General features: G+C 61.5%; 20 protein-coding genes. 11 read left to right on the forward strand and 9 right to left on the reverse strand.

Going from position 1 to position 24,722, the window contains the following annotated elements; all coding sequences use genetic code 11:
* Window positions 1-201: 201 nt before the first annotated feature.
* The 6 genes from rpoC to rplK form a co-directional block, all read right to left on the reverse strand.
* Window positions 202-4,383 carry a DNA-directed RNA polymerase subunit beta' gene (gene rpoC / locus J2D73_RS09755; protein WP_207881373.1) on the reverse strand — a complete coding sequence of 1,394 codons (4,182 nt, stop codon included), beginning with the start codon at window positions 4,381-4,383 and terminating at the stop codon, window positions 202-204.
* A gap of 142 nt (window positions 4,384-4,525) precedes the next feature.
* Window positions 4,526-8,698, reverse strand: a complete 4,173-nt coding sequence (rpoB, locus tag J2D73_RS09760; RefSeq protein WP_207881374.1) for a DNA-directed RNA polymerase subunit beta — start codon at window positions 8,696-8,698, stop codon at window positions 4,526-4,528.
* A 281-nt stretch (window positions 8,699-8,979) separates the two neighbouring features.
* Window positions 8,980-9,354, reverse strand: a complete 375-nt coding sequence (gene rplL / locus J2D73_RS09765; protein ID WP_207881375.1) for a 50S ribosomal protein L7/L12 — start codon at window positions 9,352-9,354, stop codon at window positions 8,980-8,982.
* A gap of 94 nt (window positions 9,355-9,448) precedes the next feature.
* On the reverse strand, window positions 9,449-9,973 hold the full coding sequence (rplJ, locus tag J2D73_RS09770; protein WP_026397242.1) for a 50S ribosomal protein L10: 525 nt from the start codon (window positions 9,971-9,973) through the stop codon (window positions 9,449-9,451).
* Window positions 9,974-10,279: 306 nt separating this feature from the next.
* A complete protein-coding gene (rplA, locus tag J2D73_RS09775) occupies window positions 10,280-10,972 on the reverse strand; it encodes a 50S ribosomal protein L1 (protein ID WP_026397241.1) in 693 nt (230 codons plus the stop codon).
* Between the two features lie 4 nt (window positions 10,973-10,976).
* Window positions 10,977-11,408 carry a 50S ribosomal protein L11 gene (gene rplK, locus J2D73_RS09780; protein WP_026397240.1) on the reverse strand — a complete coding sequence of 144 codons (432 nt, stop codon included), beginning with the start codon at window positions 11,406-11,408 and terminating at the stop codon, window positions 10,977-10,979.
* A 324-nt stretch (window positions 11,409-11,732) separates the two neighbouring features.
* On the opposite strand from rplK, the gene J2D73_RS09785 reads away from it, so the two are divergent.
* The 7 genes from J2D73_RS09785 (at window position 11,733) to J2D73_RS09815 (ending at window position 16,267) form a co-directional block, all read left to right on the forward strand.
* Window positions 11,733-12,380 carry a RecX family transcriptional regulator gene (locus tag J2D73_RS09785; RefSeq protein WP_207881376.1) on the forward strand — a complete coding sequence of 216 codons (648 nt, stop codon included), beginning with the start codon at window positions 11,733-11,735 and terminating at the stop codon, window positions 12,378-12,380.
* Between the two features lie 41 nt (window positions 12,381-12,421).
* A complete protein-coding gene (locus tag J2D73_RS09790; RefSeq protein ID WP_207881445.1) occupies window positions 12,422-12,925 on the forward strand; it encodes a CHAP domain-containing protein in 504 nt (167 codons plus the stop codon).
* Between the two features lie 208 nt (window positions 12,926-13,133).
* Window positions 13,134-13,397 (forward strand): twin-arginine translocase TatA/TatE family subunit, encoded by a 264-nt coding sequence (locus tag J2D73_RS09795; RefSeq protein ID WP_207881377.1) that lies wholly within the window; start codon window positions 13,134-13,136, stop codon window positions 13,395-13,397.
* Window positions 13,398-13,414: 17 nt separating this feature from the next.
* The gene (locus J2D73_RS09800; protein WP_207881378.1) at window positions 13,415-14,080 is read left to right on the forward strand and encodes a methylthioribulose 1-phosphate dehydratase; all 666 of its coding nucleotides are present in this window, start codon (window positions 13,415-13,417) and stop codon (window positions 14,078-14,080) included.
* Entirely contained in the window at window positions 14,077-14,622 is a 546-nt protein-coding gene (locus J2D73_RS09805; protein WP_207881379.1) for a 1,2-dihydroxy-3-keto-5-methylthiopentene dioxygenase, read from the forward strand. Before J2D73_RS09800 ends, J2D73_RS09805 begins: the two co-directional genes overlap by 4 nt.
* Entirely contained in the window at window positions 14,619-15,329 is a 711-nt protein-coding gene (gene mtnC / locus J2D73_RS09810) for an acireductone synthase (protein WP_207881380.1), read from the forward strand. Before J2D73_RS09805 ends, mtnC begins: the two co-directional genes overlap by 4 nt.
* A complete protein-coding gene (locus J2D73_RS09815; protein WP_207881381.1) occupies window positions 15,326-16,267 on the forward strand; it encodes a bifunctional riboflavin kinase/FAD synthetase in 942 nt (313 codons plus the stop codon). The genes mtnC and J2D73_RS09815 overlap by 4 nt, the downstream gene beginning before the upstream one ends.
* Window positions 16,268-16,294: 27 nt before the next feature.
* Here the strand turns inward: J2D73_RS09815 and J2D73_RS09820 are convergent, their stop codons facing one another.
* Together J2D73_RS09820 and J2D73_RS09825 are read right to left on the reverse strand one after the other, a co-directional pair.
* Window positions 16,295-16,813, reverse strand: coding sequence for a hypothetical protein (locus tag J2D73_RS09820; protein WP_207881382.1), 519 nt, complete (start codon window positions 16,811-16,813; stop codon window positions 16,295-16,297).
* Window positions 16,814-16,856: 43 nt separating this feature from the next.
* Window positions 16,857-17,201, reverse strand: a complete 345-nt coding sequence (locus J2D73_RS09825) for a YidB family protein (RefSeq protein WP_026397231.1) — start codon at window positions 17,199-17,201, stop codon at window positions 16,857-16,859.
* Window positions 17,202-17,400: 199 nt separating this feature from the next.
* Between J2D73_RS09825 and J2D73_RS09830 the strand changes: the two genes are divergently transcribed.
* The gene (locus tag J2D73_RS09830) at window positions 17,401-19,545 is read left to right on the forward strand and encodes an FUSC family protein (RefSeq protein WP_207881446.1); all 2,145 of its coding nucleotides are present in this window, start codon (window positions 17,401-17,403) and stop codon (window positions 19,543-19,545) included.
* A gap of 306 nt (window positions 19,546-19,851) precedes the next feature.
* On the opposite strand, the gene J2D73_RS09835 is transcribed toward J2D73_RS09830, so the two are convergent.
* A complete protein-coding gene (locus tag J2D73_RS09835; protein WP_207881383.1) occupies window positions 19,852-20,805 on the reverse strand; it encodes an aldo/keto reductase in 954 nt (317 codons plus the stop codon).
* 249 nt (window positions 20,806-21,054) lie between these two features.
* Here J2D73_RS09835 and mntR point away from each other — a divergent pair, with 249 nt between their 5' ends.
* From mntR to J2D73_RS09850, 3 genes are all read left to right on the forward strand, one after another.
* The gene (gene mntR, locus J2D73_RS09840) at window positions 21,055-21,546 is read left to right on the forward strand and encodes a manganese-binding transcriptional regulator MntR (protein ID WP_207881384.1); all 492 of its coding nucleotides are present in this window, start codon (window positions 21,055-21,057) and stop codon (window positions 21,544-21,546) included.
* Window positions 21,547-22,504: 958 nt separating this feature from the next.
* Window positions 22,505-23,155: a TetR/AcrR family transcriptional regulator gene (locus J2D73_RS09845; protein ID WP_207881385.1), complete on the forward strand. Its 651-nt coding sequence runs from the start codon at window positions 22,505-22,507 to the stop codon at window positions 23,153-23,155.
* The gene (locus J2D73_RS09850) at window positions 23,155-24,714 is read left to right on the forward strand and encodes an MFS transporter (protein WP_243429827.1); all 1,560 of its coding nucleotides are present in this window, start codon (window positions 23,155-23,157) and stop codon (window positions 24,712-24,714) included. The genes J2D73_RS09845 and J2D73_RS09850 overlap by 1 nt, the downstream gene beginning before the upstream one ends.
* Window positions 24,715-24,722: the final 8 nt, after the last annotated feature.

Genomic DNA, 24,722 nt, shown 5'->3' on the forward strand with positions numbered 1-24,722 from the left:
CCGATTTCCCTGTTGCGAAACTCTGACATGCGCCCTGAAGAAAGGGGCCGTTCGGTCGTAACGCAACGAACTGCCGCGCTCTTACCGTTAATGAGCGTCTTTCGCCAGTAAAATCGGCAGCGCATGGCGGAAAAACAGACTTTTAATGAAAAAGGCCGGGGACGAGCCCCGGCCTTCTCCAGTTACAAGAGGGACGGCAGCTTATTCCGCCGCTTCCGTGCCCTGCCCGAGGCGTTGACGGTCCTGACGGGCCGCAACGGCGCGCAGCTTGTTCATCACGCTGCCCGTGCCCGCCGGGATCAGGCGGCCCACAATCACGTTCTCCTTGAGACCGTTCAGCGAATCGACCTTTCCGGCCGTGGCCGCTTCGGTCAGCACGCGAGTCGTCTCCTGGAAGGACGCTGCGGAGATGAACGACTGGGTCTGCAGAGAAGCCTTCGTGATGCCCTGCAGCACCGGCATCGCCAGCGCCGGACGATCGCCCTCGTTGAGACGCTTGGTGTTCTCCGTCTCGAACTCGATTCGGTCCACCGTCTCACCGATCAGATAGGTCGTGTCGCCGGGTTCGAGAATCTCGACCTTCTGCAGCATCTGGCGAACGATCACCTCGATGTGCTTGTCGTTGATCTTCACGCCCTGCAGTCGGTACACGTCCTGAATCTCGTTCACGAGATAGTCGGACAGCGCCTCGACGCCCATGACCTTCAGAATGTCGTGGGGCACACGCGGACCATCAACCAGCGGATCGCCCTTCTGGACGAAGTCGCCCTCCTGCACGGACACGTGCTTGCCCTTCGGCACCAGGTAATCAGTCTCTTCGCCTGTCTCATCATTCTTCACGATGATGCGACGCTTCGACTTGTAGTCCTTGCCGAACTCCACCCGACCTTCGTTTTCGGCGATGATCGCGTGATCCTTCGGACGACGGGCCTCGAACAGTTCAGCCACGCGCGGCAGACCGCCGGTAATGTCGCGAGTCTTGGAACCTTCGCGCGGGATACGCGCCAGCACGTCACCTGCATGGACCGTCGCGCCGTTCTCGACCGAGAGCAGCGAGTCCGGCGACAGGAAGTAGCGAGCATCGTTGCCATTATCGAGCTTGATGACCTCGTTGTTCGAGTCCTTGAGCTGCAGACGCGGCCGCAGATCAACGCCCTTGGACGCCTGCTTGTAATCGACCACCACCTTGGACGTCAGGCCGGTCACCTCGTCCATACGCTCGACGAGCGTGATGGAGTCGATCAGGTCGAGATACTCAACCTTACCAGCCTTCTCGGTGATGATCGGCAGGGTGTAGGGGTCCCACTCAGCCATCTTCTGGTTGCGCGTCACCGCCTGGCCATCGTCGATCAGCAACCGGGCGCCGTAAGGCACACGGTACCGTGCACGCTCTGCTCCGGTGTCGTCCGTCAGAAGAATTTCGCAGTTACGCGACATGACGATCGGCACGTTCTGGCTGTTGTGAACCACGTTGCGGTTGCGGATGATCACCTTGCCGTCACGCGACGCCTCGACCATCGACTGCTCCGCGCCACGCTGCGCGGCGCCGCCGATGTGGAAGGTGCGCATCGTCAGCTGCGTGCCGGGCTCGCCGATGGACTGCGCCGCGATAACACCGACAGCCTCACCAATATTGACTGGCGTGCCGCGAGCCAGATCGCGGCCATAGCAGTGGCCACAGACGCCGACGCGGCTATCGCAGGTCAGAACCGAGCGAATCTGCACCGTCTCGACGCCCGCCTTCTCGATCGCCTCAGCGTCAGCCTCGTCGACGAGATGGTTGCGATTGAACACCAGCTCACCCGTCGCCGGGTTCACGACGTCAGCCGCAAGCGTACGCCCGAGGATGCGCTCGGAAAGCGATGAGACGATTTCGCCGCCGTCCATCACAGCGCGCACGGTCAAGCCGCGCTCGGTGCCACAATCGTTCTCGACGATGATGCAGTCCTGCGCCACGTCAACCAGACGACGCGTCAGATATCCCGAGTTCGCGGTCTTCAGAGCCGTGTCCGCGAGGCCCTTGCGGGCGCCGTGGGTGGACGTGAAGTAATCGAGAACCGAGAGACCTTCCTTGAAGTTCGCGATGATCGGCTGCTCGATGATCTCGCCCGAAGGCTTGGCCATCAGACCGCGCATACCTGCGAGCTGCTTCATCTGGGCCGGCGACCCACGGGCGCCGGAATGGCTCATCATCCACACCGAGTTGATCGGCGTGCCGATCTCGGCCTTCGAAATCTCCTTCGTCATCGCGGCCTGCACTTCGTCCGTGCAGCGCGACCACGCATCGACCACCTTGTTGTAACGCTCGCCAGCCGTGATCAGACCGTCCTGATACTGCTGCTCGAACTCCTTCACCTCGGCGGCGGTACGATCGACCAGCTCTTTCTTCTCGGCGGGGATGATCATGTCATCCTTGCCGAAGGAAATGCCGGCCTTAGCCGCGTGACGGAACCCGAGAGCCATCATCCGGTCGCAGAAAATCACCGCTTCTTTCTGACCGCAGTGACGATAAACCGCGTCGATCACGTCCGACACGTTCTTCTTCGTCAGCTGCTTGTTGATCAGCGAGAACGGGATCATCGCGTTCTTCGGCAGGATCTGCGCAATCAGCATGCGACCCGGCGTCGTAACGACGTTCTGGGTGACAGGCTTGCCGTCCGCGTCGACTGTCTCGAAACGCGTGCGGATCTTGTCGTGCAGCTTCAGCGCGCCAGCCGTCAGGGCGTACTCGACCTCGCCAACCTCGCCGAACGCGGACGCGCCCTGCTTCGTCAGCTTGCCGGTCGTCGGATCGTACTCGCTGCGGTCCGGGGTCGCCGCGAATTCCGGCGTCTCCAGGCTGAGGTAGTACAGGCCCAGCACGATGTCCTGCGACGGCACGATGATCGGCTTGCCGTTCGCGGGGCTGAGGATGTTGTTAGTCGACATCATCAGCACACGCGCTTCAAGCTGCGCTTCCAGCGACAGCGGCACGTGAACGGCCATCTGATCGCCGTCGAAATCCGCGTTGAAGGCGGTGCAGACCAGCGGATGAAGCTGGATCGCCTTGCCCTCGACGAGGATCGGCTCGAACGCCTGAATGCCAAGACGGTGGAGCGTCGGCGCACGGTTCAACATGACCGGATGCTCGCGGATAACCTCTTCAAGGATATCCCAGACTTCCGGACGCTCTTTCTCCACCATCCGCTTCGCGGCCTTGATGGTCGTCGCGTGGCCGTATTTCTCGAGCTTCGAATAGATGAACGGCTTAAACAACTCGAGCGCCATCTTCTTCGGCAGGCCGCACTGGTGCAGCTTCAGCTCAGGGCCGACCACGATGACCGAACGGCCAGAGTAGTCGACGCGCTTGCCGAGAAGGTTCTGACGGAAGCGGCCCTGCTTGCCTTTCAGCATGTCGGACAGCGACTTCAGCGGGCGCTTGTTGGCGCCCGTGATGGCGCGGCCACGGCGACCGTTGTCGAACAGCGCGTCAACGGCTTCCTGCAGCATGCGCTTTTCGTTGCGGACGATGATGTCCGGCGCGCGCAGCTCCATGAGCCGCTTCAGACGGTTGTTACGGTTGATGACGCGGCGATACAGGTCGTTCAGGTCGGACGTCGCAAAACGACCGCCGTCGAGCGGAACCAGCGGACGCAGTTCCGGCGGAATGACCGGCACGAGGTCCAGGATCATCCATTCCGGCTTGCAGCCGCTTTCAGAGAACGCCTCGATCAGCTTCAGGCGCTTGACCAGCTTCTTGCGCTTCGCCTCGGAGGTCGTCTCCTTGAGGTCCTGACGCAGCTTCACCTTCTCGGCGTCGCAGTCGATGCGCTCAAGGACCTTCTTGATCGCTTCCGCGCCGATGCCGATCTCGATGCCGTCTTCCGCGTGCTCGTCAAGCACATCCAGATACTGGTCCTCGCTCAGCAGGCTGTACTGCTTGAGCGGCGACGTGCCGGGCTCAAGAACGACGTAGTTTTCGAAATACAGGATCTTTTCCAGATCCTTCAGCGTCAGATCGACCATCAGGCCGATGCGGCTCGGCAGAGACTTCAGGAACCAGATATGGGCGACAGGGCTTGCGAGCTGGATGTGGCCCATACGCTCGCGACGCACCTTCGCAAGCGTGACTTCAACGCCGCACTTTTCGCAGATGATGCCGCGGAACTTCATCCGCTTGTACTTGCCGCACAGGCACTCGTAATCCTTGATCGGGCCAAATATGCGCGCGCAGAACAGACCGTCGCGCTCCGGCTTGAACGTCCGATAATTGATCGTCTCGGGCTTCTTGATCTCGCCGTACGACCAGGACCGTATCTGCTCGCTGGACGCGAGCTGAATCTTGATCTGATCGAATGTGGCGGCCTGGCCGGTCTGGCCAAGGATCTTCATGAGTTCATTCATGCGCCGAAAACCTCCAGGACGGGAAAAGCGCGGGGGAAACCCGCGCCTGACAGGGTGCTACGCCCTGCCCCCAATTCATTAAAAACAAGCCGGAACCGGGAGGACTGTCCTCCCGAAGGCGGGACAATCCCCCGCCGCGATATCACTTTTCGCCGCTTTCCAGATCGACGTTCAGCCCGAGCGACTTCAGTTCCTTGATCAGAACGTTGAAGCTCTCCGGGATGCCTGCCTCGAAATCGTCCTGCTCGCGCACGATCGACTCGTAAACCTTGGTTCGGCCGGACACGTCGTCGGACTTCACGGTCAGCATTTCCTGCAGCGTGTAGGCGGCGCCGTAAGCCTCAAGCGCCCAAACCTCCATCTCTCCGAAGCGCTGTCCACCGAACTGCGCCTTACCGCCCAGCGGCTGCTGGGTGACGAGCGAGTACGGACCGATCGAACGAGCATGGATCTTGTCGTCGACCAAGTGATGCAGCTTCAGCATGTAGATGTAGCCGACGGTCGTCTTGCGCTCGAACGGCTCGCCAGTGCGGCCGTCGATGAGCTGGGATTGACCCGACTTGTCCACACCCGCCTTGGTCAGCATCGCCTCGATGTCGGGGATCGACGCGCCGTCGAACACCGGCGTCGCGATCGGCACGCCCTTGCGGAGGTTCCCGGCCAGCTCGACCAGCTGATCGTGGTTCATCGTGGCGATATCGTCTTCGTAGACTTTCTCGCCGTAGACGTCCTTCAGCTCGTCGAGAAGCGCCTGCTTCTTCTCGCCCGTGCGCTGATACTCATCCACCAGATCGCCGATGCCGCGACCGATGTTGGCGCAGGCCCAGCCCAGATGGGTCTCGAGAATCTGACCGACGTTCATGCGTGACGGCACGCCGAGCGGGTTCAACACCAGATCGACCGAGGTTCCGTCTTCAAGGAACGGCATGTCCTCGACAGGCACCACGCGAGAGACGACGCCCTTGTTTCCGTGGCGACCGGCCATCTTGTCGCCCGGCTGTAGCTTGCGCTTCACCGCGACGAACACCTTGACCATCTTCATCACGCCGGGAGGCAGTTCGTCGCCGCGCTGCAGTTTCTCGACCTTGCTGTCGAAACGCGCCTGAATCTTCTGCACCGACGCGTCGAACTCACGACGCAGGGTCTCCAGTTCGGCGACGACGGCGTCATCGGCCACGGAAACGTTGCGCCATGCGCCACGAGGCACCTCGGCGAGAACTTCTTCCGTGATGACCGTGCCGGACTTGATGCCCTTGAAGCCCGTTCCCGCAGTCTGGTCGAGCAGACGCTCACGCAGACGGTTGTAGAACGAACGCTCCTGAATGCCGCGCTCGTCGTCGCGGTCCTTCGCCAGACGCTCAATTTCTGCGCGCTCGATCGCCATCGCACGCTCGTCCTTGTCGACGCCGCGGCGGGAGAAGACGCGAACGTCGACGATCGTGCCGGTCGTGCCGGGCGGCAGACGCAGCGACGTGTCGCGCACGTCGGACGCCTTCTCGCCGAAGATAGCGCGCAGAAGCTTCTCTTCCGGCGTCATCGGGCTCTCGCCCTTCGGCGTGACCTTGCCGACCAGAATGTCGCCAGGGTTCACTTCCGCGCCGACATAGACGATGCCCGCCTCGTCAAGGCTGCGCAGGGCTTCTTCACCGACATTCGGGATGTCGCGCGTGATTTCTTCCTGACCCAGCTTCGTGTCGCGGGCCATGACTTCGAATTCCTCGATGTGGATCGAGGTGAACACGTCATCACGGGCGATACGTTCGGAGATGAGGATCGAATCTTCGAAGTTGTAACCGTTCCACGGCATGAACGCGACGAGCACGTTGCGGCCGAGAGCCAGTTCACCCAGCTCCGTCGACGGACCGTCGGCGATGATGTCCCCGGCGGCGACCTGATCGCCCACGCGCACCAGCGGACGCTGGTTGATGCAGGTGGACTGGTTGGAGCGCGAGTACTTACGCAGACGATAGATGTCCACGCCCTGCGTCGAACCCGTGTCGCCCGTTGCGCGCACCACGATACGCGCGCCGTCGATCTGATCGACGATACCGGCACGGCGGGCAACGATGGTGGCGCCAGAGTCGTGCGCGACCGCCGCTTCCATGCCCGTGCCGACCAGCGGCGCGTCGGAGCGGACCAGCGGCACCGCCTGACGCTGCATGTTCGAGCCCATCAGTGCGCGGTTGGCGTCATCGTTCTCAAGGAACGGAATCAGCGCGGCGGCGACGGACACAAGCTGCTTCGGCGAGACGTCGCAGGCCGTGACGTCGGTTGGCGGCACCAGACGGAAGTCGCCGCCACGACGCACGGAAACGAGCTCCGAGGTCAGCTTACCTTCGGCGTCCTGCTTGGCGTCAGCCTGCGCGACGATGAGGCGCTCTTCCTCCATGGCGGAAAGATATTTCCAGCCATCCTGAAGGACGCCGTCCTTCACCAGGCGGTACGGGGTTTCGATGAACCCGTACTTGTTCACCTTCGCGTACGTCGCCAGCGAGTTGATCAGACCGATGTTCGGACCTTCCGGCGTCTCGATCGGGCAAATACGGCCGTAATGGGTCGGATGCACGTCACGGACCTCGAAGCCCGCGCGCTCACGCGTCAGACCGCCCGGGCCAAGCGCCGAGAGACGACGCTTGTGCGTCACTTCGGAAAGCGGGTTGGTCTGGTCCATGAACTGGCTGAGCTGCGACGAGCCGAAGAACTCACGCACAGCGGCTGCGGCCGGCTTCGCGTTGATCAGGTCGTGCGGCATGACAGTGTCGATATCGACCGAGCCCATGCGTTCGCGGATGGCGCGCTCCATGCGGAGCAGGCCGACGCGGTACTGGTTCTCCATCAGTTCGCCGACCGACCGCACACGACGGTTGCCGAGGTTGTCGATGTCGTCGATCTGGCCGCGACCGTCCTTCAGGTCGCACATCATCTTGATGGAGCGAAGGATGTCTTCCTTGCGAAGCACGCGAACCGTGTCCGGGCAATCGACGCCCAGACGCATGTTCATCTTCACGCGGCCAACAGCCGACAGGTCGTAACGGTCGGGATCAAAGAACAGGCCACGGAACATCGCTTCCGCCGTCTCGGCGGTCGGCGGCTCGCCGGGGCGCATGACGCGGTAGATGTCGATCAGCGCCTCGTCGCGACTGCCGTTCTTGTCGACCGTAAGCGTGTTGCGAATCCACGGGCCATTGGCCGAGTCGACGGCGAGCGTCGGCAGCTCGGTAAGGCCAGCCTCCTCCAGCGCCGCCAGACGGGCTTCCGTCAGCTCTTCACCGGCTTCGCCGTAGATCTCGCCCGTCTGCATGTTGACGATGTCATGCGCAATGAAACGGCCGAGCAGATCAGCCTCGCCGACCAGCACTTCCTTCGTCGTCTCGGCGATCTTGCGGACAGAGCGAGCGGTCAGCTTCGTGTCGGCGGTGGCGACGACTTCGCCGGACTCGGCGTCAACCAGGTCCGAAAGCAGCTTCTGTCCACGGAACGCCTCGGGGTCGAACGGGCGCGCCCAACCCTTCGGGGTCTTGGCGAAAGTCACCGTGCCGTAGAAGAAGCCGAGAATTTCATCCGCGTCCATGCCACGGATATCCAGCGAGTCGACGTCGCCGCCCTCTTCCAGCTTCTTTGCGCGCGCGGCTTCGGAGTGCACGCCTTCAAGGGCGTACAGCAGCGTCGTCACCGGCAGCTTACGCTTGCGGTCGATGCGGACGTAGATCAGGTCCTTCGCGTCGAATTCGAAGTCGAGCCACGAACCGCGATAGGGGATCACGCGAGCCGTGAACAGATACTTGCCGGACGAGTGCGTCTTGCCCTTGTCGTGATCGAAGAACACGCCGGGCGAACGGTGCATCTGGCTGACGATGACGCGTTCTGTGCCGTTGATGATGAAGGTGCCGTTATCCGTCATCAGGGGCATGTCGCCCATGTAAACGGGCTGCTCCTTGATGTCGCGGATCGAGCGCGAACCGGTGTCCTCGTCAACGTCCCAGACGATCAGACGGAGAATGACCTTCAGCGGCGCGGCGAAGGTCAGGCCACGCTGGATGCATTCCTCGACGTCGTATTTCGGCTCTTCAAATTCGTAATGCACGAACTCGAGACGCCCACGACCGGCGAAGTCATTGATCGGGAAAACCGAGCGGAAAACTTCCTGCAGACCCGTCTGGGTGCGCGCATCAGGCGAGACGTTCGCCTGCAGGAAGGCTTCGTAGGACGCGCGCTGCACGTCGATAAGGTTAGGCATCGGGGCGATTTCGGGGATTTTCCCGAAGCTCTTGCGTATCCGCTTGCGCCCTGTGAACGATTTCGAGATTGCGTTCATGTCTTTACTGCCCCGTCCCTGCCGTCGGACCATCCGGCCGCCCGTAGCTGCATACCCGCAACCACCGGCGGCCGGACGGTCCGGCCGTAATTCACACCAGCCGCGCGGCCGCCATCCGCGCTTCGCCTGCGCGGAGCGCCCCAAAAGGCGCCGCGCCTGACGATCCGTTCACACAGACCGCCACAGACGAACGGGCGGAGGCCAAAGACGACCCCCGCCCAAAAACTCTTTCAAAAACCTCGACGGGACATAAACCACCGTCCCGCCAAAAGCACCCGTCGTTATTTGATTTCGACGGAAGCGCCGTTCTCTTCGAGAACCTTCTTGATCTTCTCGGCTTCGTCCTTGTTGACGCCTTCCTTGACGGTCTTCGGCGCGCCCTCGACCAGATCCTTCGCCTCTTTCAGGCCCAGACCCGTGATGGTGCGGATTTCCTTGATCACGTTGATCTTCTTGTCGCCAGACTTGGCGAGGATCACGGTGAACTCGGTCTGCTCTTCAGCAGGCGCAGCCGCAGCGGCAGCCGGACCGGCGGCGACAGCGACCGGAGCAGCGGCGGAAACGCCCCACTTCTCTTCGAGCAGCTTGGACAGCTCAGCGGCTTCGAGAACGGTAAGAGCGGAAAGCTCGTCAACAATCTTGTTCAGATCGGCCATGGTTAGTCTTCCTAATATAGATACCGGTTATCGATACACAACCCGGCGAAAGCCGGACGTGCGAATTTTCTTGTCCCCGCGCGCGGGGACAGGGTCAGGCTGCGTCCGCCTCGCCCGTCTTGGCGTAGGCCCCGAAGACCCGCGCAAGCTGTCCTGCCGGCGCCTGAAGGACACCCGCGATGCGCGTGGCCGGCGTGGAGATAAGCCCCACCAGCTGCGCCCGGAGCGTATCCAGGGACGGAAGTTCGGCCAGAGCCTTTACGCCATCCGCATTGAGCGTCTGGGTTCCAAGGGCTCCACCGAGCACGACAAGCTTGTCATTGGTCTTGGCGAACTCGACGATCACCTTCGCCACAGCCACAGGGTCGGCCGCCCACGCAAGCGCGGTCGGTCCCTTCAGCAGCGGCGAGATGCCTTCGAATCGGGTCCCATCCAGGGCGAGAGTGGCCAGCCGGTTCTTCGCGACCTTGTAGGTCGCGCCCGCTGCGCGCACCTTGCGCCGCAGATCCGTCACATCAGCGACCGTCAGACCCTCATTGCGGGTGACGACAACCATCGACGTCTCGGCGAACACGGCGGCCAGGGACGCGACAAATTCGCGCTTCTCCGTACGGTCCAAATCCCGTCTCCGTCTTGGCCTGCCCGAGAAACTCGAACAGACCGGGTTTCCCTAGAACCACCGGAAAAAATATCCGGCGATCCGGTTCGCCTGTCCTTTTACGGAACACCCGGAGACGCAGGCTGAGCCTGCATAACCAGCATCCTCGTCTTCCGGCCGCGCCTCCCGTGTTACAGGAGAAGCATTAAGGCTGAGCGCCGCGCCCGGTCTGGGACAGGATCGGAATGGCGCGCAGGAGCGCGCCACCCTGGAAGCCGCGTGGCGCACCCGGAAGCGCGCCACACGGCAACGTCTTGAACTCGGCCGTTAGACCGAGAAAGCCGACACGTCGACGCGAACGCCAGCGCCCATCGTCGAAGACAGAGCCGCCTTCTTCAGGTAGGTGCCCTTCGCGCCAGTCGGACGAGCCTTCTGCACCGCATCGACGAACGCGCGGATGTTTTCCGCCAGCTTCTCGCCGTCGAACGAGGCCTTGCCGATACCGGCGTGGATGATGCCAGCCTTTTCAGCGCGGTACTCGACCTGACCGGACTTGGCCGCCGTGACAGCGCCCTTCACGTCCATCGTGACGGTGCCGAGCTTCGGGTTCGGCATCAGACCACGCGGGCCGAGGATCTTGCCGAGACGACCGACCAGACCCATCATGTCCGGCGTCGCGATGCAGCGGTCGAAGTCGATTTCGCCAGCCTGCACCTTCTCCATCAGGTCGTCCGCGCCAACCACGTCGGCGCCGGCGGCCAGAGCCTCCTCGGCCTTCGCGCCACGAGCGAAAACACCGACGCGCAGGGTCTTGCCCGTGCCATTCGGCAGGGACAGCAGACCGCGGACCATCTGATCAGCGTGACGCGGGTCGATGCCGAGGTTCAGCGAAATTTCGACCGTCTCGTCGAACTTCGCCGTAGCGTTGCTCTTCACCAGAGCGATCGCCTCGTCGAGGCCATAGGCCTTCGTGGTGTCAACGGCGGCCTGGGCCTTCGTAAGACGCTTGTTCTTCGCCATAATCTCAGCCCTCCACCGTCAGGCCCATCGAACGGGCGGAACCGACGAGCATACGCACGGCGCCGTCGAGGTCGTTCGCGTTCATGTCTTTCTGCTTCTCGGCGGCGATCTCGCGCAGCTGCGCCATCGTCACCTTGCCGACAGCTGCTGACTTGCCGACTGTCTGGCTGCCCTTGGACACCTTCGCCGCTTTCAGCAGGAAGTAGGTGTTCGGGGGCGTCTTGGTGATGAAGCTGAACGTGCGGTCAGCAAACGCCGTGATGACGACCGGGATCGGCATACCGGGCTCGAGGCCCTGCGTCTTCGCGTTGAATTCTTTGCAGAACTGCATGATGTTCAGGCCGCGCTGACCCAACGCCGGGCCGACCGGCGGCGAAGGGTTAGCCTTGCCGGCGGGAATCTGCAGCTTGATGTAGCCAACGATCTTTTTGGCCATATCCGGGGACTCCTGTTAAGTTTCACCCGAACCGCGGTACTGACGGCCTGCCGATGCACTGACGCACACCGCGACCTCCCGCGTTCCGTAGGAGGGGCGGCGCTTACGCCCTGATACGGTCACTGTCAAGCGCGGAATCGATAAGCAACTCAGCAACCGCCCTACGCGCACCATACTAAATTTCGATTTGTGCATTTCTCGCTCGCCCTCATCGAACGAGCCTCCTCCCCTGACCTATCCGACACTCTCACGCCGCTATAGCAGGGCGAGCCATTCTCGCCTCGAGCACGCTCGATTCGAAGAATTGTGCTAGGCTACAGGATCATGTCCTCCCGACGATCAATCTCACGCACGAACGCCACGCCCGCTCCACCGCAGCGACCTGACCGGCCCGGCCTGCGGGAGGCGGCGCTGACGCATCTTTCGCGGTTCGCCACGACAGAGCGGGCGCTCTCTCAGGTTCTGGAGCGTCGCATCCTGCGCTGGGCGCAGCGAGCGACGGATGCAGGCCTCGACGCGGGGGAGGTATCCGCCGCCGTCACCGAACTGCGCCCTTTGGCCGAACAGATAGCGTGCGAGATGACGGCTCTGGGAGCTGTCAATGACGCTGCGTTCGCAAAAGCGCGCGCAGCGAGGCTGACCCGTTCTGGCCGCTCGCGGCGGGCGGTTCAGACCAGACTCGCAGCCAAAGGGCTGGACACCTCAGTGATCGACGACGCCCTGGAGAACGCCCTCGGCGAAGGCGACGCCGGACGTGATGCGGAACTCGCCGCAGCTCTTGTCTTCGCCCGCAAGCGGCGCATCGGTCCCTTTAGCCCTGATGGAGAAGGCGACGACGAGAATGAAGACTCCCCCCGCATTCTCGCCGCCTTTGCTCGCGCCGGTTTCTCCCGCGACGTCGCTGAGCGCGCTCTGACGACAGAGCGCGACGAGGCCGACGAGCGCATCCACGCTCTCAGGAACTCCGCATGATCCGACAAAGGGCCCATCCGCATAGGTTCCGCCGCGCCGAAATGGTCGCCAAACAACCGCCACGTTACGCGCGCTTCGCCCGCAGTGTCAGAAGCATACTCGCGCTCTTTGTCGCCACGCTGCTCGCGGCGTGCGGCGGCGACGGATTTCACGGACGCGTCCAATGCGCGCCCTGGGCGCGGGAACATTCGAATGTGGCCCTCTACGGCCCGGCGGCGTCCTGGTGGCGATCGGCCAATGGAAAATACGCGCACGCAACGCAGCCGAAACCCGGCGCAGTGCTGGTTTTCAGATCGACCTCGCGCCTACCGGACGGGCATGTGTCCGTGGTGCGATCGATCCAGGGGCCGCGCGCCGTGCTGGTGGATCAGGCGAACTGGAGTCCCGGACATGTCGATCGCCGGGTCCCGGTCGTCGATGTATCGGCGCGCAACGACTGGTCCCGTGTGCGGGTGTGGTGGTCCCCGACTGAATCCATGGGACGCACGGTCTTTCCGACCTATGGCTTCATTTTGCCTGAGCCGCCCAATGGGTGGATCTCCTGACGGGGCGCCTTGGCCGATGTCATGATCGAGGGGCGCATAGGCCTCGGCGCCTGCTTTATCGAAGCAATTTATGGCGAACGACGCTCTCGACGCTTGCATGATCGCCCCGGGGCGGCCATGTCATCCGTCCAGATAGTATTGCACGGAGCGCGTCCTGCGCTCTGGCCGTCCTGACAGGGCGCAACTCGACACAGCAGGGATTGAGGCGATGGGTAGCTTGAGCATCTGGCATTGGCTGATCGTTCTGGCGGTCGTGCTGGTCGTCTTCGGCGGGGGCGGCAAGATCAGCTCCCTGATGGGCGATTTCGCCAAGGGTCTGAAGTCCTTCAAGAAAAACATGGAGGACGACGAATCCATGGAGCAGGCGAACAAGCAGGATGGCCGTATTCCCGCGCCGCCCGCCGCCTCGACCGGATTTGCGACCGACGCCAACACGGCCGACCGCGCCGCGACGAACGCGCGCCCCAACTGATCCATCAGGGCGGGGTCATGAGCGAAGGACACAACGCGGCCGTCGAGGACCCGGCCTGGGTCGCCGCCGCCGATGCGATCGTACGCGCCGGGCGACGGATGGATCAACGCGGCTGGGTGCCGGCCACCGCCGGCAATATCAGCGTCCGATTGGCTGATGGCCGCATAGCCTTGACGCGTTCCGGCGGGCACAAGGGCTTCCTGAACGCGGACGACGTGATTGAGGTCGATCTGCAGGGTCGTCCGCTACGCGACGGCGACCGTCCGAGCGCCGAAACGCTGCTGCATTGCCAGATATACGGGCATTTTCCCACCGCCGGGGCTGTCTTGCACGGCCATTCCGTCGCAGCGACAGTGCTGTCGATGGCTACGAAGGCGTCGGCGCTCTATCTGGCTGATTACGAAGTCCAGAAAGTCTTCGAGGGTCAAACCACCCACGCAGCGCGCGTCACTGTTCCAGTGTTCGACAACGATCAGGACATCGCGCACCTGTCGCGCAGCGTCGCGCTGTATCTCGACGACATGAAAGCCGGGTACGTCATTCGCGGCCACGGCGTGTACGTATGGGGGCCGACCATGGACGTCGCGCTTGCCCGGCTTGAGGGACTGGAGTTCCTGCTCGCCTGCGAACTGGAACGGGTCAAGCTGGGCGTCCCGACGAGAATTGCGGAGGAACGACTATGAGCAGTCTTGTGGTGTTCGATGACGGCACGCCCGGCGCGGCGCGCTTCTCCACCAGCGACCCGACGGCCATCGCCGAACGTCTGAAGACCATCGGAGTCCGCTTCGAACGCTGGCTGGGCGTCGATATCCCTCCCCGCGACGCTTCGGCCGAGCGCGTGCTGGACACCTATCGCCCCTGGCTGGACAGGCTGATGGGTGAGACGGGCGCCGGATCGGCCGACGTCATCCGCATCGACGTGAACACGCCCAACCGGGCTGCTCTGCGCGACAAATTTCTGTCGGAGCACCGCCACACCGAGGACGAGGTGCGGTTCTTCGTGCACGGCGCGGGGCACTTCATCCTGCACGTAGACGGCGCCGTCTACGATATCGGCTGCACGCAGAACGACCTGATTTCGGTGCCGGCAGGCATCCCGCACTGGTTTGACGCTGGAGAAATCCCGGATGTGGTGGCGCTTCGCGTGTTCACCAACACCGATGGCTGGATCGCGGACTACACCGGCGACGATATCGCGTTACGCTTTCCGGCCGTCGCTGCATGAAACCCACAGTCGTCCTTCTGGACATCGAAGGCACCACGACGCCCGTCTCTTTCGTCCATGACGTCCTGTTCCCTTATGCGCGCAAGGCGCTGCCTGACCTGATCGTTCGCCGCGCGTCCGAGCCCGCCGTGGCGGAGGCGCTGGAGGAGACGCGTCGCCTTGCGCCGGACATGGAACCGCTCGCCCGGCTGAACGCGTGGATGAAAGAGGACGCGAAAGTCGCGCCGCTAAAGGCGTTGCAGGGACTTGCCTGGGCGGAGGGTTACGCGGACGGGGAACTGGTCGCCACGCTGTACCCCGACGTTCTGCCGGCGCTCCGCGCATGGCGGCAGGCGGGCGTGAAGCTCGCGGTTTACTCATCTGGTTCGGTCGCGGCGCAGAAACTGATATACGGCCACACGGCCGAGGGCGACGCCACGGCGTTGTTCGACGCGTTCCTCGATCTTGCGATGGGCGGCAAAAAAGACGCCGCCAGCTATGCAAAAATCGCCGAGACAGAGGGCTGGGTTCCGGGAGACGTGTTGTTCGTGTCGGACGTCGTGGCGGAGCTGGACGCAGCGCGCGGAGCGGGAATGAAAACCTGCCACATGGTGCGGGCTCAGGACGGCACGGTAGCCGGAGACGCCCATCCGGTGGCGCACGACATGCCTGAAGTCGGCGTCCTGTTCGGGCTTCCCGGGGACGACGTGACAGCCGACGCTCCATGACTCCCCGACTGCACGAAGACTGGCGTTCGATTCCCCCGGAAGCGCGCGGCGCAGTCGCCGCGCTCGGCAATTTCGATGGCGTCCATCTCGGGCACGCTCATCTTGTTCGCACCGTGCAGCTGGCGCGCCCGGACGCGCCTCTGGCGGTTGTGACGTTCGAACCCCACCCGCGCGAGCTATTCCGCCCTCAGGACCCGCCGTTCAGACTGACCCTGCCTGATGAGCGCGCGGCGGCTCTTGGCGCCCTCGGCGTGCAACATATCTTCCAGATTCCGTTCGATGAAGCGTTTTCACAGATGCGGGCCGACCGCTTCGTCGAAGACGTTCTGCACAACGCACTCGGCCTGCGGCACGTCGCTTGCGGCCACGATTTCGCCTTCGGCCACAGACGCGGCGGCGACGTGCCGTTTCTAACGGAACGGGCAGCGGAGCTTGGCTTCGGGTTCACCGTCGCCGAGGCCCTGACCGACGCGAACGGCCCTTACTCCTCGACGCGCATCCGTCGCCTGCTGCAGGATGGCTACCCGGAGCGCGCAGCGATTGAACTGGGACGTCCGTGGTCTATCCGCGGCGTCGTCCAGCACGGCGACAAGCGAGGCCGCCTGCTGGGCTTCCCCACCGCGAACGTCGCCCTTGGGCGGCATATTGAACCGGCGCGCGGCGTTTATGCCTGCATGGTGCGTCTTTCGAACGGTCATACATACTACGGCGTCGCCAATATAGGACGACGTCCGACGATCAATGACGGCCAGGAATCGCGACTTGAGGTTCACCTCTTCGATTTCAGCGCCGATTTGTACGGACAGACGATCTCCGTCGCCTTGCATGCGCTGCTTCGTGCAGAGAAGAGGTTTGAGAATTTGGACGCCCTGAAGGGGCAGATCGCAAAGGACGCCGAAGAGGCACGCGCCCTGCTGGCCGACAGAGAAAGCGTCTGAAGCGATCACGTCCTGACGCTACAGGCGTCAGGTTCGGTTAGAGGCCTCTCCGAATCCCCTGTCCCACACGGACTGCCGCATTGGCGGCGGCGGGGGTTCGCACGAGACGAAGTAAATACCTACGACGAAAACCAGATTCGCCAACGCATTGAACCAGAGCGGAATCACGAACGGCGCAGGCGCCGAGACCCCCTGATAAAAAGCGTAAATAGCGAAGGGGATCGACAGAAGCCGCATGCCGGTCAGCATGACCCGAAGCGGGTTGAGATGACCCGGGCGCACGAGCGTCTTCATACGGGCGACGCCGATATAGAACGACAGACCGAACGCCCAGATCAACACGTTGAAGATCGCGTCGGTGATCTCCATTCCAGTCAGAAAGACCATCGCGACGATGGATGCCGCTGACAGCATCAGCGCGCCAAACAGCATACTCATGCCCAGTTCGACTGCCGGCAGCTTCTCCGGCATGCGATTCGCGACCGGCTGGAACACCTTGTCCAGAAGCCACAAATCGGCCTTGCTCACTCGCTCTCCAAACGTCATGCCGTCAAATCTCGCGCGCTTCGACCGCCCCGGGCCGAGCCGCTCAGACCGTGCCGGCCGGGGTGTTTTTGTCCACCGCATCCGGGAGGAAGTGCGCCAGTGCGGGAAGCAGGGTGTCGGCGGGCAGCCCGGTGCGCGCTACGAGGTCCTGAACCTGCGAACTGCCAAGGACGTTTCGGATTTCGTCGGCCGAAATGGGCAGATTGTCGCCTGAACCGATCCACGAGCGGACGCGATCGCCGAGTCCGGCCTGATCAGCCTTCGCGACGAGATCACGAATCGTATCAGGCTGCAACAAGGAGCCCAGCTCCTCGTTCAGTTTCGCATGCAGATCGACGCCGAGCGCGCCACCGAGCTTGTCAACAAGTCCGCCAAAAAATCCAGACATCAGTGAGTCTCCGCCCTCGATGAAGCACGTCCGCGCCACGTCCCCGAAGCGCCTTCAACGGCGCGGCGCGATAACAGATATGCGAGCGTCCCATGCACGGGATGGCTCGAATTGCTTTAAATGATCGACGTTCTTCGCCTCGGACGCAAGTAGAGCTGTGCTGGTCTTACCGGGAATCCCCCTTTTCATCGCCCGCCGCATGGCGTTCCTGCAGCACCTGACGCCATTGCGGCGGCCCGGCGAAGCCCGCAACGCGCGATTACGCTGGCTCTTCTTCCCCACCATGTCGGCCCTCGGGTTCGCGGTCCGCACGACTATCGCCGCATTGTCGGCGCTGATCATCGCAATGTGGATGGAAATGGACGACCCGCAATGGGCGCCCATGACCGTCTGGATCGTGGCGCAGGGCTCGCGCGGCGAGAGTCTGTCGAAAGCGCGGTGGCGCATCGTCGGCACTGTTTTCGGCGTCATTTCCGCCGTGGCTCTGATTTCCGCGTTTCCGCAGCAACCCGGACTGTTTTTCCCGGCGCTTGCGATCTGGATGGGGCTTTGCTGTGCGCTGGCTACGGTCGTGCACAACTTTCGCTCCTACGCTCTCGTGCTCACCGGCTACACATGCGCCATCATTGCGCTTGGCGCGGTCAGCAATCCGGAAAACATCTTCATGGTCGCGATGTCGCGTGCGACCTACATCTTTCTCGGCATTGCCTGCGAGAGTCTTATTGCGGGCTTGTTCGCGCACAATCTCGCCGACGCCGCGCGCGCCAATATACGCACCAAACTTCGCACTGCGCTAGCCAGCGTCACCGACGCCATCGCATCGCTTCTCGAGGGCAATAAGGCCGCCCTCGTCCGTTCGCGCGCACTCTTCGGGCCGTTGCTGTCCATCAACGACCAGATCGAATTCAGCGAAGTCGAGATGGGGCCGCACGGGCATGAGGGCGACCACGCCCGCGCCGCTCTGGCCGCCGTTTCGGTGCTGCTGTCGCGCGGGCTTGGCATGGCCGTGCGGATACAGTCGCTGGAACACGAACAGCCCGTGTTTCGGGCGACGACGGAAAAGACGCGCGCATTTCTGACGAGCGCTCCCGAACCGCTGGACAGCGACGAATCCATCGCAGCCCTAAGGCAGGACCTGTCTCTTCTGCGCAGTGAATGCCGGCAGCGTATCGTCGACGCCCTGACCGAAGAGATTTCTCTCAACCTGCCGTCAGAGAACCAGCAGGTCGTGGCGTTGCTCGACCAGCGTATCCTGCACAACGCCCTGGACGAACTGCTGGGAGAACTCGACCGAGCGATCCTGGAGTTCGAAGCCAGCCATACGGCGGTTCGCGGCGACCATTTCCGCTTTCGCCTCCAATCCCACCGTGACTGGCGCGAGGCCGGCTACAACGGCGTGCGCGCCGCAATCGCGCTGATGGCCGCCGCACTGATCTGGGAAGTCACGGCGTGGTCCTCGGGGATAGGGTTCATCACCTTCGTTGGGGTGGTTTGCGGGCTCTTCGCCACGCGTGAAAATCCGGTTCTGGCGACGACCAACTTCCTGAAGGGCAGCGTCTGGGCGGCGATCGTCTCCTTTTTCTTCGTTTTCCTGATCGTGCCGCGTCTTTCCGATCCGGAAATGCTGATCGCAGCGCTTTCGGTCCCGATGATCGCCGGCGGCCTCGCCGCCCGCAATCCGGCGACCGCCCTGCATTCCGCCGCCTTTACCCTTCTGTTGCCAAATTTCGTTCACCCCACGAATCATACCCGTGAAAACGAAATCGCCTGGTTCAATTCGACCGGGGCCATCTTGCTGTCCGTCGCCTGCTCGGTGTTGATCTTCAAGGTCATCCTGCCGTTCGACGCAGCGGCGGAACGCTGGCGGATGCGTAGAACGATGCTGCAGGATCTGCGCGCCCTCGCCTCCGCGCAACCGATACCGCTGACGCAGGACTGGATCGGTCGAAACATCGATCGTTTCGCGCGCCTGATCCGCCACGCCGGACCCACCCCCTCCCCCACTATCGAGGGGTGTCTGCAAGGCACTCTGGCTGCGATGACCATCGGCCTTAACATTATCCGTCTACGGGCTGTTCTGGAGCGCGACCAGATTCCCCCCAGAGCCCGCGACGCGCTGCTGCTCACCATGCAGCGGATGAGCCAGTTTACAGGACGTTACGGACGCGCCGCCGCAACCGCCCGACGCGCAACAGCGATGTTGCGGCGACTGGAGGCGCGGGAGGCCAACGTCTCCACCCGTATCGAACTGACACGCGCGATGGCGTATCTGATCGTGGTTTCACACGAGTTGGACGCTAACAGGGAATTTCTCGATGCGTCGCAAGCGTTTCAGGTTCGCTGAACGCGTCCTCCGTCAGATGCCGCCTGGTGGGGATTAGCGCCAGATATTGAAGCCTCGGCTGTTTCCGCCCATGCGAACGAGTGCCTTCGCCCGCACTCGGCTCACGATCTCAAGCTTAATGCAAAGCCAGTTCGTTTGGGCACGTTTTCCCACCACCACTCGTGCATCCACGCGTCGCCGCCATGTGGACAAACAGGTAATAGCCGCTGCGTGTTGAATGGCGATCGTGAGCGCCTTTAATAGCCCCTCAGCGCGTCAGCGGGAGACGCCGGAAAACGCCTCCCGACCACATATTGCTGCAAATGGCTATGCGGCCGCAGCTTCAAGCTCAGTCATGTCTTCCGCCGTCAGTTGCAGGCTGGCCGCCTTCGCGAAGCTCTCGACTTGAGACACTTTCGTCGCGCTAGCGATCGGAGCAGTCACGCCCTCGCGCTCGATCAGCCATGCGAGAGCGACTTCCGCATCGCTCGCGCCATGGCGCGCGCTTACAACATCCAACGCCTTGAGGATCCCGAACCCGCGCGTGTTCAGATACCCTTTCACCTTGCCGCCCCGTTGGCTGACGCCAAGATCCGCTTCGTCACGGTATTTTCCGGACAGGAATCCTGATGCGAGCGCATAGTATGGGACGACGCCCACTCTTTCTCTAAGACACAAGTCCCGCAGCGCCCCGTCATAGGCGCCGCGGTCGTAGAGATTATATTCCGGCTGAAGGACCTGATAGGCGGGCAAACCATCCTTCTTCGAGACATCGAGAGCGTCTTGCAGTTGCGTCGCATCGAAATTCGAAGCGCCTATAGAGCGAATCTTGCCCTCCTTGAGCAGGCGTTCGTATGCCGCCAGCGTCACCTCCTGCGGCGTCGCGTCGTCGAACCTGTGCGAGAAATAGAGATCGATCCGCTCGACGCCCAGTCGGGTAAGGGAGTTTTCAACCTCTGTGAGAATCCACTTTTCCGACAGCCCCGTCTGCCCCGGTTGCCGCATATCCATACCAACCTTGGTGAAGAGCTTGACCCTGTCCCGCATGCCGGGCCGAGCCTTGAGCCAGCGGCCGATGATCGCTTCGGACTCGCCACCTTTGTTGCCTGGAACCCAAACGGAATAGACGTCCGCCGTGTCAATGGCGTCAAAGCCATGATCCACGAAGGCGTCCAGAACGTCGAAACTGGTTTTCTCGTCGATCGTCCAGCCGAACACGTTGCCACCGAACACGATGGGGGCGATCTCGAATCCGGTGTTGCCCAGCGCGCGTTTCTTCATGACAGCTTCTCCTTCAACGTTTGACTTTCCTAGTGAGAAGAACACGCCCTGACGCCCTTCAATGCAAGCGTCGCCGATCGAGGGTTGAGGGATCCGGGCGGTCCCGTCCGGGATATGCGCCGGATGGGCGCCCTTAAGCCGTCAGGAAAGCAGCCAAACGGCGCGCGCAATACATATGGAGATACAGCTTGGACCCCGCAGGCGAAATGCTTTATTCCCTCGGGCATATTGTCGGCTTGCCAGGATATCATGAGAAAGAAGACGCAATCGGTCGCCCCGCCGCGTTTTGTGGATGCGCAGTCGCAGAGCGAGGGCTTTCGGGCCAACCGAGAGGCGCGCCGCAACGTGCTGATCGAGGATTACGTGGAACTGATCGCTGACCTGATCGACGAGGGATTGGACGCTCGGCAGGTCGACATTGCAGCCCGGCTCGGCGTCTCGCAGCCCACCGTCGCGAAAATGCTCGCTCGCCTCGCCTCCGAAGGTTTGGTGGCGCAGAAGCCCTATCGCGGAGTTTTCCTGACCGAAGCCGGACAGGCCGTCGCGATGAACGCACGGCGGCGCCATGGCATCGTCGAGGCGTTTCTCTCCGCATTGGGAATCAGCGCCGAGAATGTCCGCATAGACGCAGAAGGCATCGAGCATTACGCGAGCGAGGAGACGCTGCGGGCGTTTCAGACGGCGTTAGACTCTGGATTAAAGGAACTCATGGCGCGAAGCGCAGATATTCAAAAGAAATAAAGAAAAATTCGATACAGCACCTTTGCTGTCACGATGACTGACCGGAGGGCGTCTTTGTGGCGCGATCCTTGCTTTTGCGAGCTTCAGGCTGAACCATGTCCGGCGCGCGATCACCTGGCAAATCGGGGGCTTAAATTTTCGACTTTCACCGGGATTGTGGCTGATCGGGGATGCGCCCCTCGAATATGAGATAGTTGCATCACATGAGCCGATCCGACGGCGGAATGCGAAATTCGTCGTAGCCAATAAGCTGCCTCGACAGGCGCGCAGCGTCCCGACGGCACAATGAACGCGGTAGCCTCAGTCTACGTTGACCGTGTCGAGCCGTTGACCAGGACGGGTTTCCTCAGGATGGCTACACAATACGATGGCCGCAACGCGTCTATTGCCTCGGCTGCCGAAAAAACAGCACGCAGCCGCAGGTGGACGATCACCCATAGGCCAAAGGTTTACAGGTAAGTTAGAGTCAGGCCGCACCGACTCTGGAACATCGCGGTCGCCGCAGCCTAACAGAAGAGCGGCACGCAGATCAGATCTTCTTAAAGCTTGTTCAGTTTATGCAGACACTCCGTTCGCGAGGAGGATGTCAGCACCAAGCCATCACGCTGTCCAGTCAGCGCCATTTACTCGTCGTCCTGCGTCGATATCTGCGGGCCTTAGTCGTCATCTTCAGGTGGCATTTGTTTGATGGCGAGCCTCCACCCCGCCTCCGCCCCGAAAATCCCTCATGGCACGTGTCCGTCAAGCCGCCGCGATTAACGTGGCGTCCCCCTCTCGAGTGCGTCGGTAAGAAATGCGAGGAACGGCAACGCACGGAGGCAAAAAGTTCGTTTTCGAAATTTCCGTATAAATATAGGAAATCCACGCAGACCTCATTTTTCTGGAGCTGAAAACGAAATCGCCCGCGACGTTGATATACCGTATGGACGCCGCATACCGATCGGTATATGAAACTCACATGAAACTACACATTGCACCCCGCAAGCGCCTGAGTCGCACTGAACAGCAAGCGGAAACTCGTCAAGAGATTCTGACGACCGCTGGCGCTCTGTTCGCTCGAGTAGGATTTGGAGGCGCAAGTCTGGAAGCTATTGCTTCAGAAGCGGGTTACAGCAAAGGAGCAATTTACTCGAACTTTGAGAGTAAAGAGCATCTTTTCCTTGAAGTTATGAAGCGATACCAACAGGAGAGCCTCACGTCGGTAATGAGCATTTTCGACGATGACAGCTCACACGACGTCATCGTGGATCGTCTGGCGGCATGGGCCGACAATCTGGCCAAGAACGGGATTTGGGCCTTTTTGGCGCTTGAGTACGCGCGCCATGTTGGCGCTGATTCAGATTTCGGCGAACTGCAAACGGCATTGATTCGAGATAATTGGTGGGCCGTCGGCAAGCGTTTACGCACGATGTTTAATAGCGAGTTTCCCGGCGATGATGAGATGCTGGGGGCGCTCGTATTCGAATTGACTCACGCGCCCCTATCTGGAATTGCCGCGTCCCCGACCGTAGGGCAACTGCTGCGTCTCACATTCAACGGATTGCTTGCCGCCTATGGCGTTCAGAAAAAAGATGGAGGTTCTCGGAAGAAATCCGGGAAAAATTCCTGATGAGCGGCAAAATTGATATCAAGCCGTTATTGGGACTTCTGGGAGTTCTGATCGCGGCGCTTAGCGCCGAGTTCAATGATCAGGTTGTCGGCGTCGTGATGCCAGACTTGCGTGGCGCTCTTGGCGTTGGCCACGATCCGGGAACGTGGCTGGAAAGTCTTTATGTATCGGGCGAAGTTCTCGGGATGTGTTTCTCGCCCTGGTGGATGTATACACTATCGCTGCGAAAATTGGTACTCACCGTTCTGTCTGTGAACTGCCTGACATCTATCTGCATTCCGCAGTGCGAAAACCTGACTTTACTGTTTTCTCTTCGATGGATTCAGGGTTTGTCCGGCGGATTGACGATTCCTCTATTGATGGCCACCGCTCTTCGCGCCCTACCCCCGCCGATAAGGCTATGGGGGTTGGCCGTGTACGCGCTTACTGCGACGTTTACACCGAACCTGTCCGTGACGCTTGCTGCATTATGGTCCGACGTCGTGGGATGGCAGTTTGGTTTCTATGAATCCATCTTTCTGTGCTCAGTCGCCGCAGCTTTGTGCTCAACTTTTCTGTGGAGAGACCCGACGCATTTCGAACGCCTACGCCAATTCGACTGGCGCGGCTCCCTTCTCGCGTTCATTTGCTTGAGTTCGCTGTCGACTTTTCTGATTCAGGGAGATCGCCTTGACTGGTTCAACTCTCCGCTGATCTGCGTTTTGATACTCCTGACGGTGGTGAGTTTTCCGCTCTTTGTCATAAACGAAAATCGGCATCCACTCCCTCTCGTAAAACTTCCTCTCCTTAAGCGGCCGAATCTCCTCTACGGCGTTATAGCGTTATTCACATTGTTGTTAATAAACGCAGCTTCGTCGTCGCTGCCAGTTATGTACCTTACCGAAGTTCAGGGTTACAGGCCTATTAACGCACATCTCATTACGCTGGAAATTGGCTTGACCCAGCTTATTTTTCTTCCGTCGATGGCGGTTCTTCTGAACCGTGAACGTGTGGACCCCCGTGTGGTATCCTTCATTGGCGTTTCACTCTTCTTCTGCGCCTGCATTGGAGAATCATTCGTCACGAGTTCGTGGAACAGAGAGCAGTTTTACGGCTGGCAACTGGTTTTCAGTCTGGCGCTCGCGATGATTGTGGTGCCGCTTTTGCAAATGGCGACGAATTCGATTCAGCCGCCAGAGGGAGCCTTCGCGGCCGGCATCGTCAACACACCGCGCGCAATATCGGAGGCGGTAGGGCTCTGGCTGCTTGATCTTATTGAGCGTTGGCGCGGAGGGCTGCATTCGTCCCGAATTACTGATCAGCTTGGACGTCGGCGCTTCGAAGTCGTGCAATCCAACGGATACCTTCCGCAACACCCCACGCCGCTGCTTCCTGACGGAGCGCCCCGCTTCGACGGCAGTCTTGAGTGGTTCTCCCATACGGTACGAGCTGAGGTGACGACTCTTACTGTCAGCGACGCGTACCTTGTGTTCGCAGCAATATCAATCGGCTTGATGCTGCTGATCGTGACACTCCCGATCCGCACATACGCCCCCCGCATAGCTCTGATGAAGAAGTAACAGGTGAA

This window comes from Acetobacter sacchari (genome assembly GCF_017377715.1).
Taxonomy (GTDB): Bacteria; Pseudomonadota; Alphaproteobacteria; order Acetobacterales; family Acetobacteraceae; genus Acetobacter; species Acetobacter sacchari.

Bases quoted from the DNA above. Each gene is read 5' to 3' on its own strand.
- rplL (WP_207881375.1), bottom strand. From the start codon at position 9,354: ATGGCCGATCTGAACAAGATTGTTGACGAGCTTTCCGCTCTTACCGTT.
- J2D73_RS09785 (WP_207881376.1), top strand. From the start codon at position 11,733: ATGTCCTCCCGACGATCAATCTCACGCACGAACGCCACGCCCGCTCCA.
- J2D73_RS09800 (WP_207881378.1), top strand. From the start codon at position 13,415: ATGAGCGAAGGACACAACGCGGCCGTCGAGGACCCGGCCTGGGTCGCC.
- mntR (WP_207881384.1), top strand. From the start codon at position 21,055: ATGAGAAAGAAGACGCAATCGGTCGCCCCGCCGCGTTTTGTGGATGCG.
- rplA (WP_026397241.1), bottom strand. From the start codon at position 10,972: ATGGCGAAGAACAAGCGTCTTACGAAGGCCCAGGCCGCCGTTGACACC.
- J2D73_RS09825 (WP_026397231.1), bottom strand. From the start codon at position 17,201: ATGTCTGGATTTTTTGGCGGACTTGTTGACAAGCTCGGTGGCGCGCTC.
- J2D73_RS09830 (WP_207881446.1), top strand. From the start codon at position 17,401: ATGGCGTTCCTGCAGCACCTGACGCCATTGCGGCGGCCCGGCGAAGCC.
- J2D73_RS09815 (WP_207881381.1), top strand. From the start codon at position 15,326: ATGACTCCCCGACTGCACGAAGACTGGCGTTCGATTCCCCCGGAAGCG.
- J2D73_RS09850 (WP_243429827.1), top strand. From the start codon at position 23,155: ATGAGCGGCAAAATTGATATCAAGCCGTTATTGGGACTTCTGGGAGTT.
- J2D73_RS09835 (WP_207881383.1), bottom strand. From the start codon at position 20,805: ATGAAGAAACGCGCGCTGGGCAACACCGGATTCGAGATCGCCCCCATC.
- J2D73_RS09820 (WP_207881382.1), bottom strand. From the start codon at position 16,813: ATGACGTTTGGAGAGCGAGTGAGCAAGGCCGATTTGTGGCTTCTGGAC.
- J2D73_RS09805 (WP_207881379.1), top strand. From the start codon at position 14,077: ATGAGCAGTCTTGTGGTGTTCGATGACGGCACGCCCGGCGCGGCGCGC.
- mtnC (WP_207881380.1), top strand. From the start codon at position 14,619: ATGAAACCCACAGTCGTCCTTCTGGACATCGAAGGCACCACGACGCCC.
- J2D73_RS09845 (WP_207881385.1), top strand. From the start codon at position 22,505: ATGAAACTACACATTGCACCCCGCAAGCGCCTGAGTCGCACTGAACAG.
- J2D73_RS09795 (WP_207881377.1), top strand. From the start codon at position 13,134: ATGGGTAGCTTGAGCATCTGGCATTGGCTGATCGTTCTGGCGGTCGTG.
- J2D73_RS09790 (WP_207881445.1), top strand. From the start codon at position 12,422: ATGGTCGCCAAACAACCGCCACGTTACGCGCGCTTCGCCCGCAGTGTC.
- rpoC (WP_207881373.1), bottom strand. From the start codon at position 4,383: ATGAATGAACTCATGAAGATCCTTGGCCAGACCGGCCAGGCCGCCACA.
- rplK (WP_026397240.1), bottom strand. From the start codon at position 11,408: ATGGCCAAAAAGATCGTTGGCTACATCAAGCTGCAGATTCCCGCCGGC.
- rpoB (WP_207881374.1), bottom strand. From the start codon at position 8,698: ATGAACGCAATCTCGAAATCGTTCACAGGGCGCAAGCGGATACGCAAG.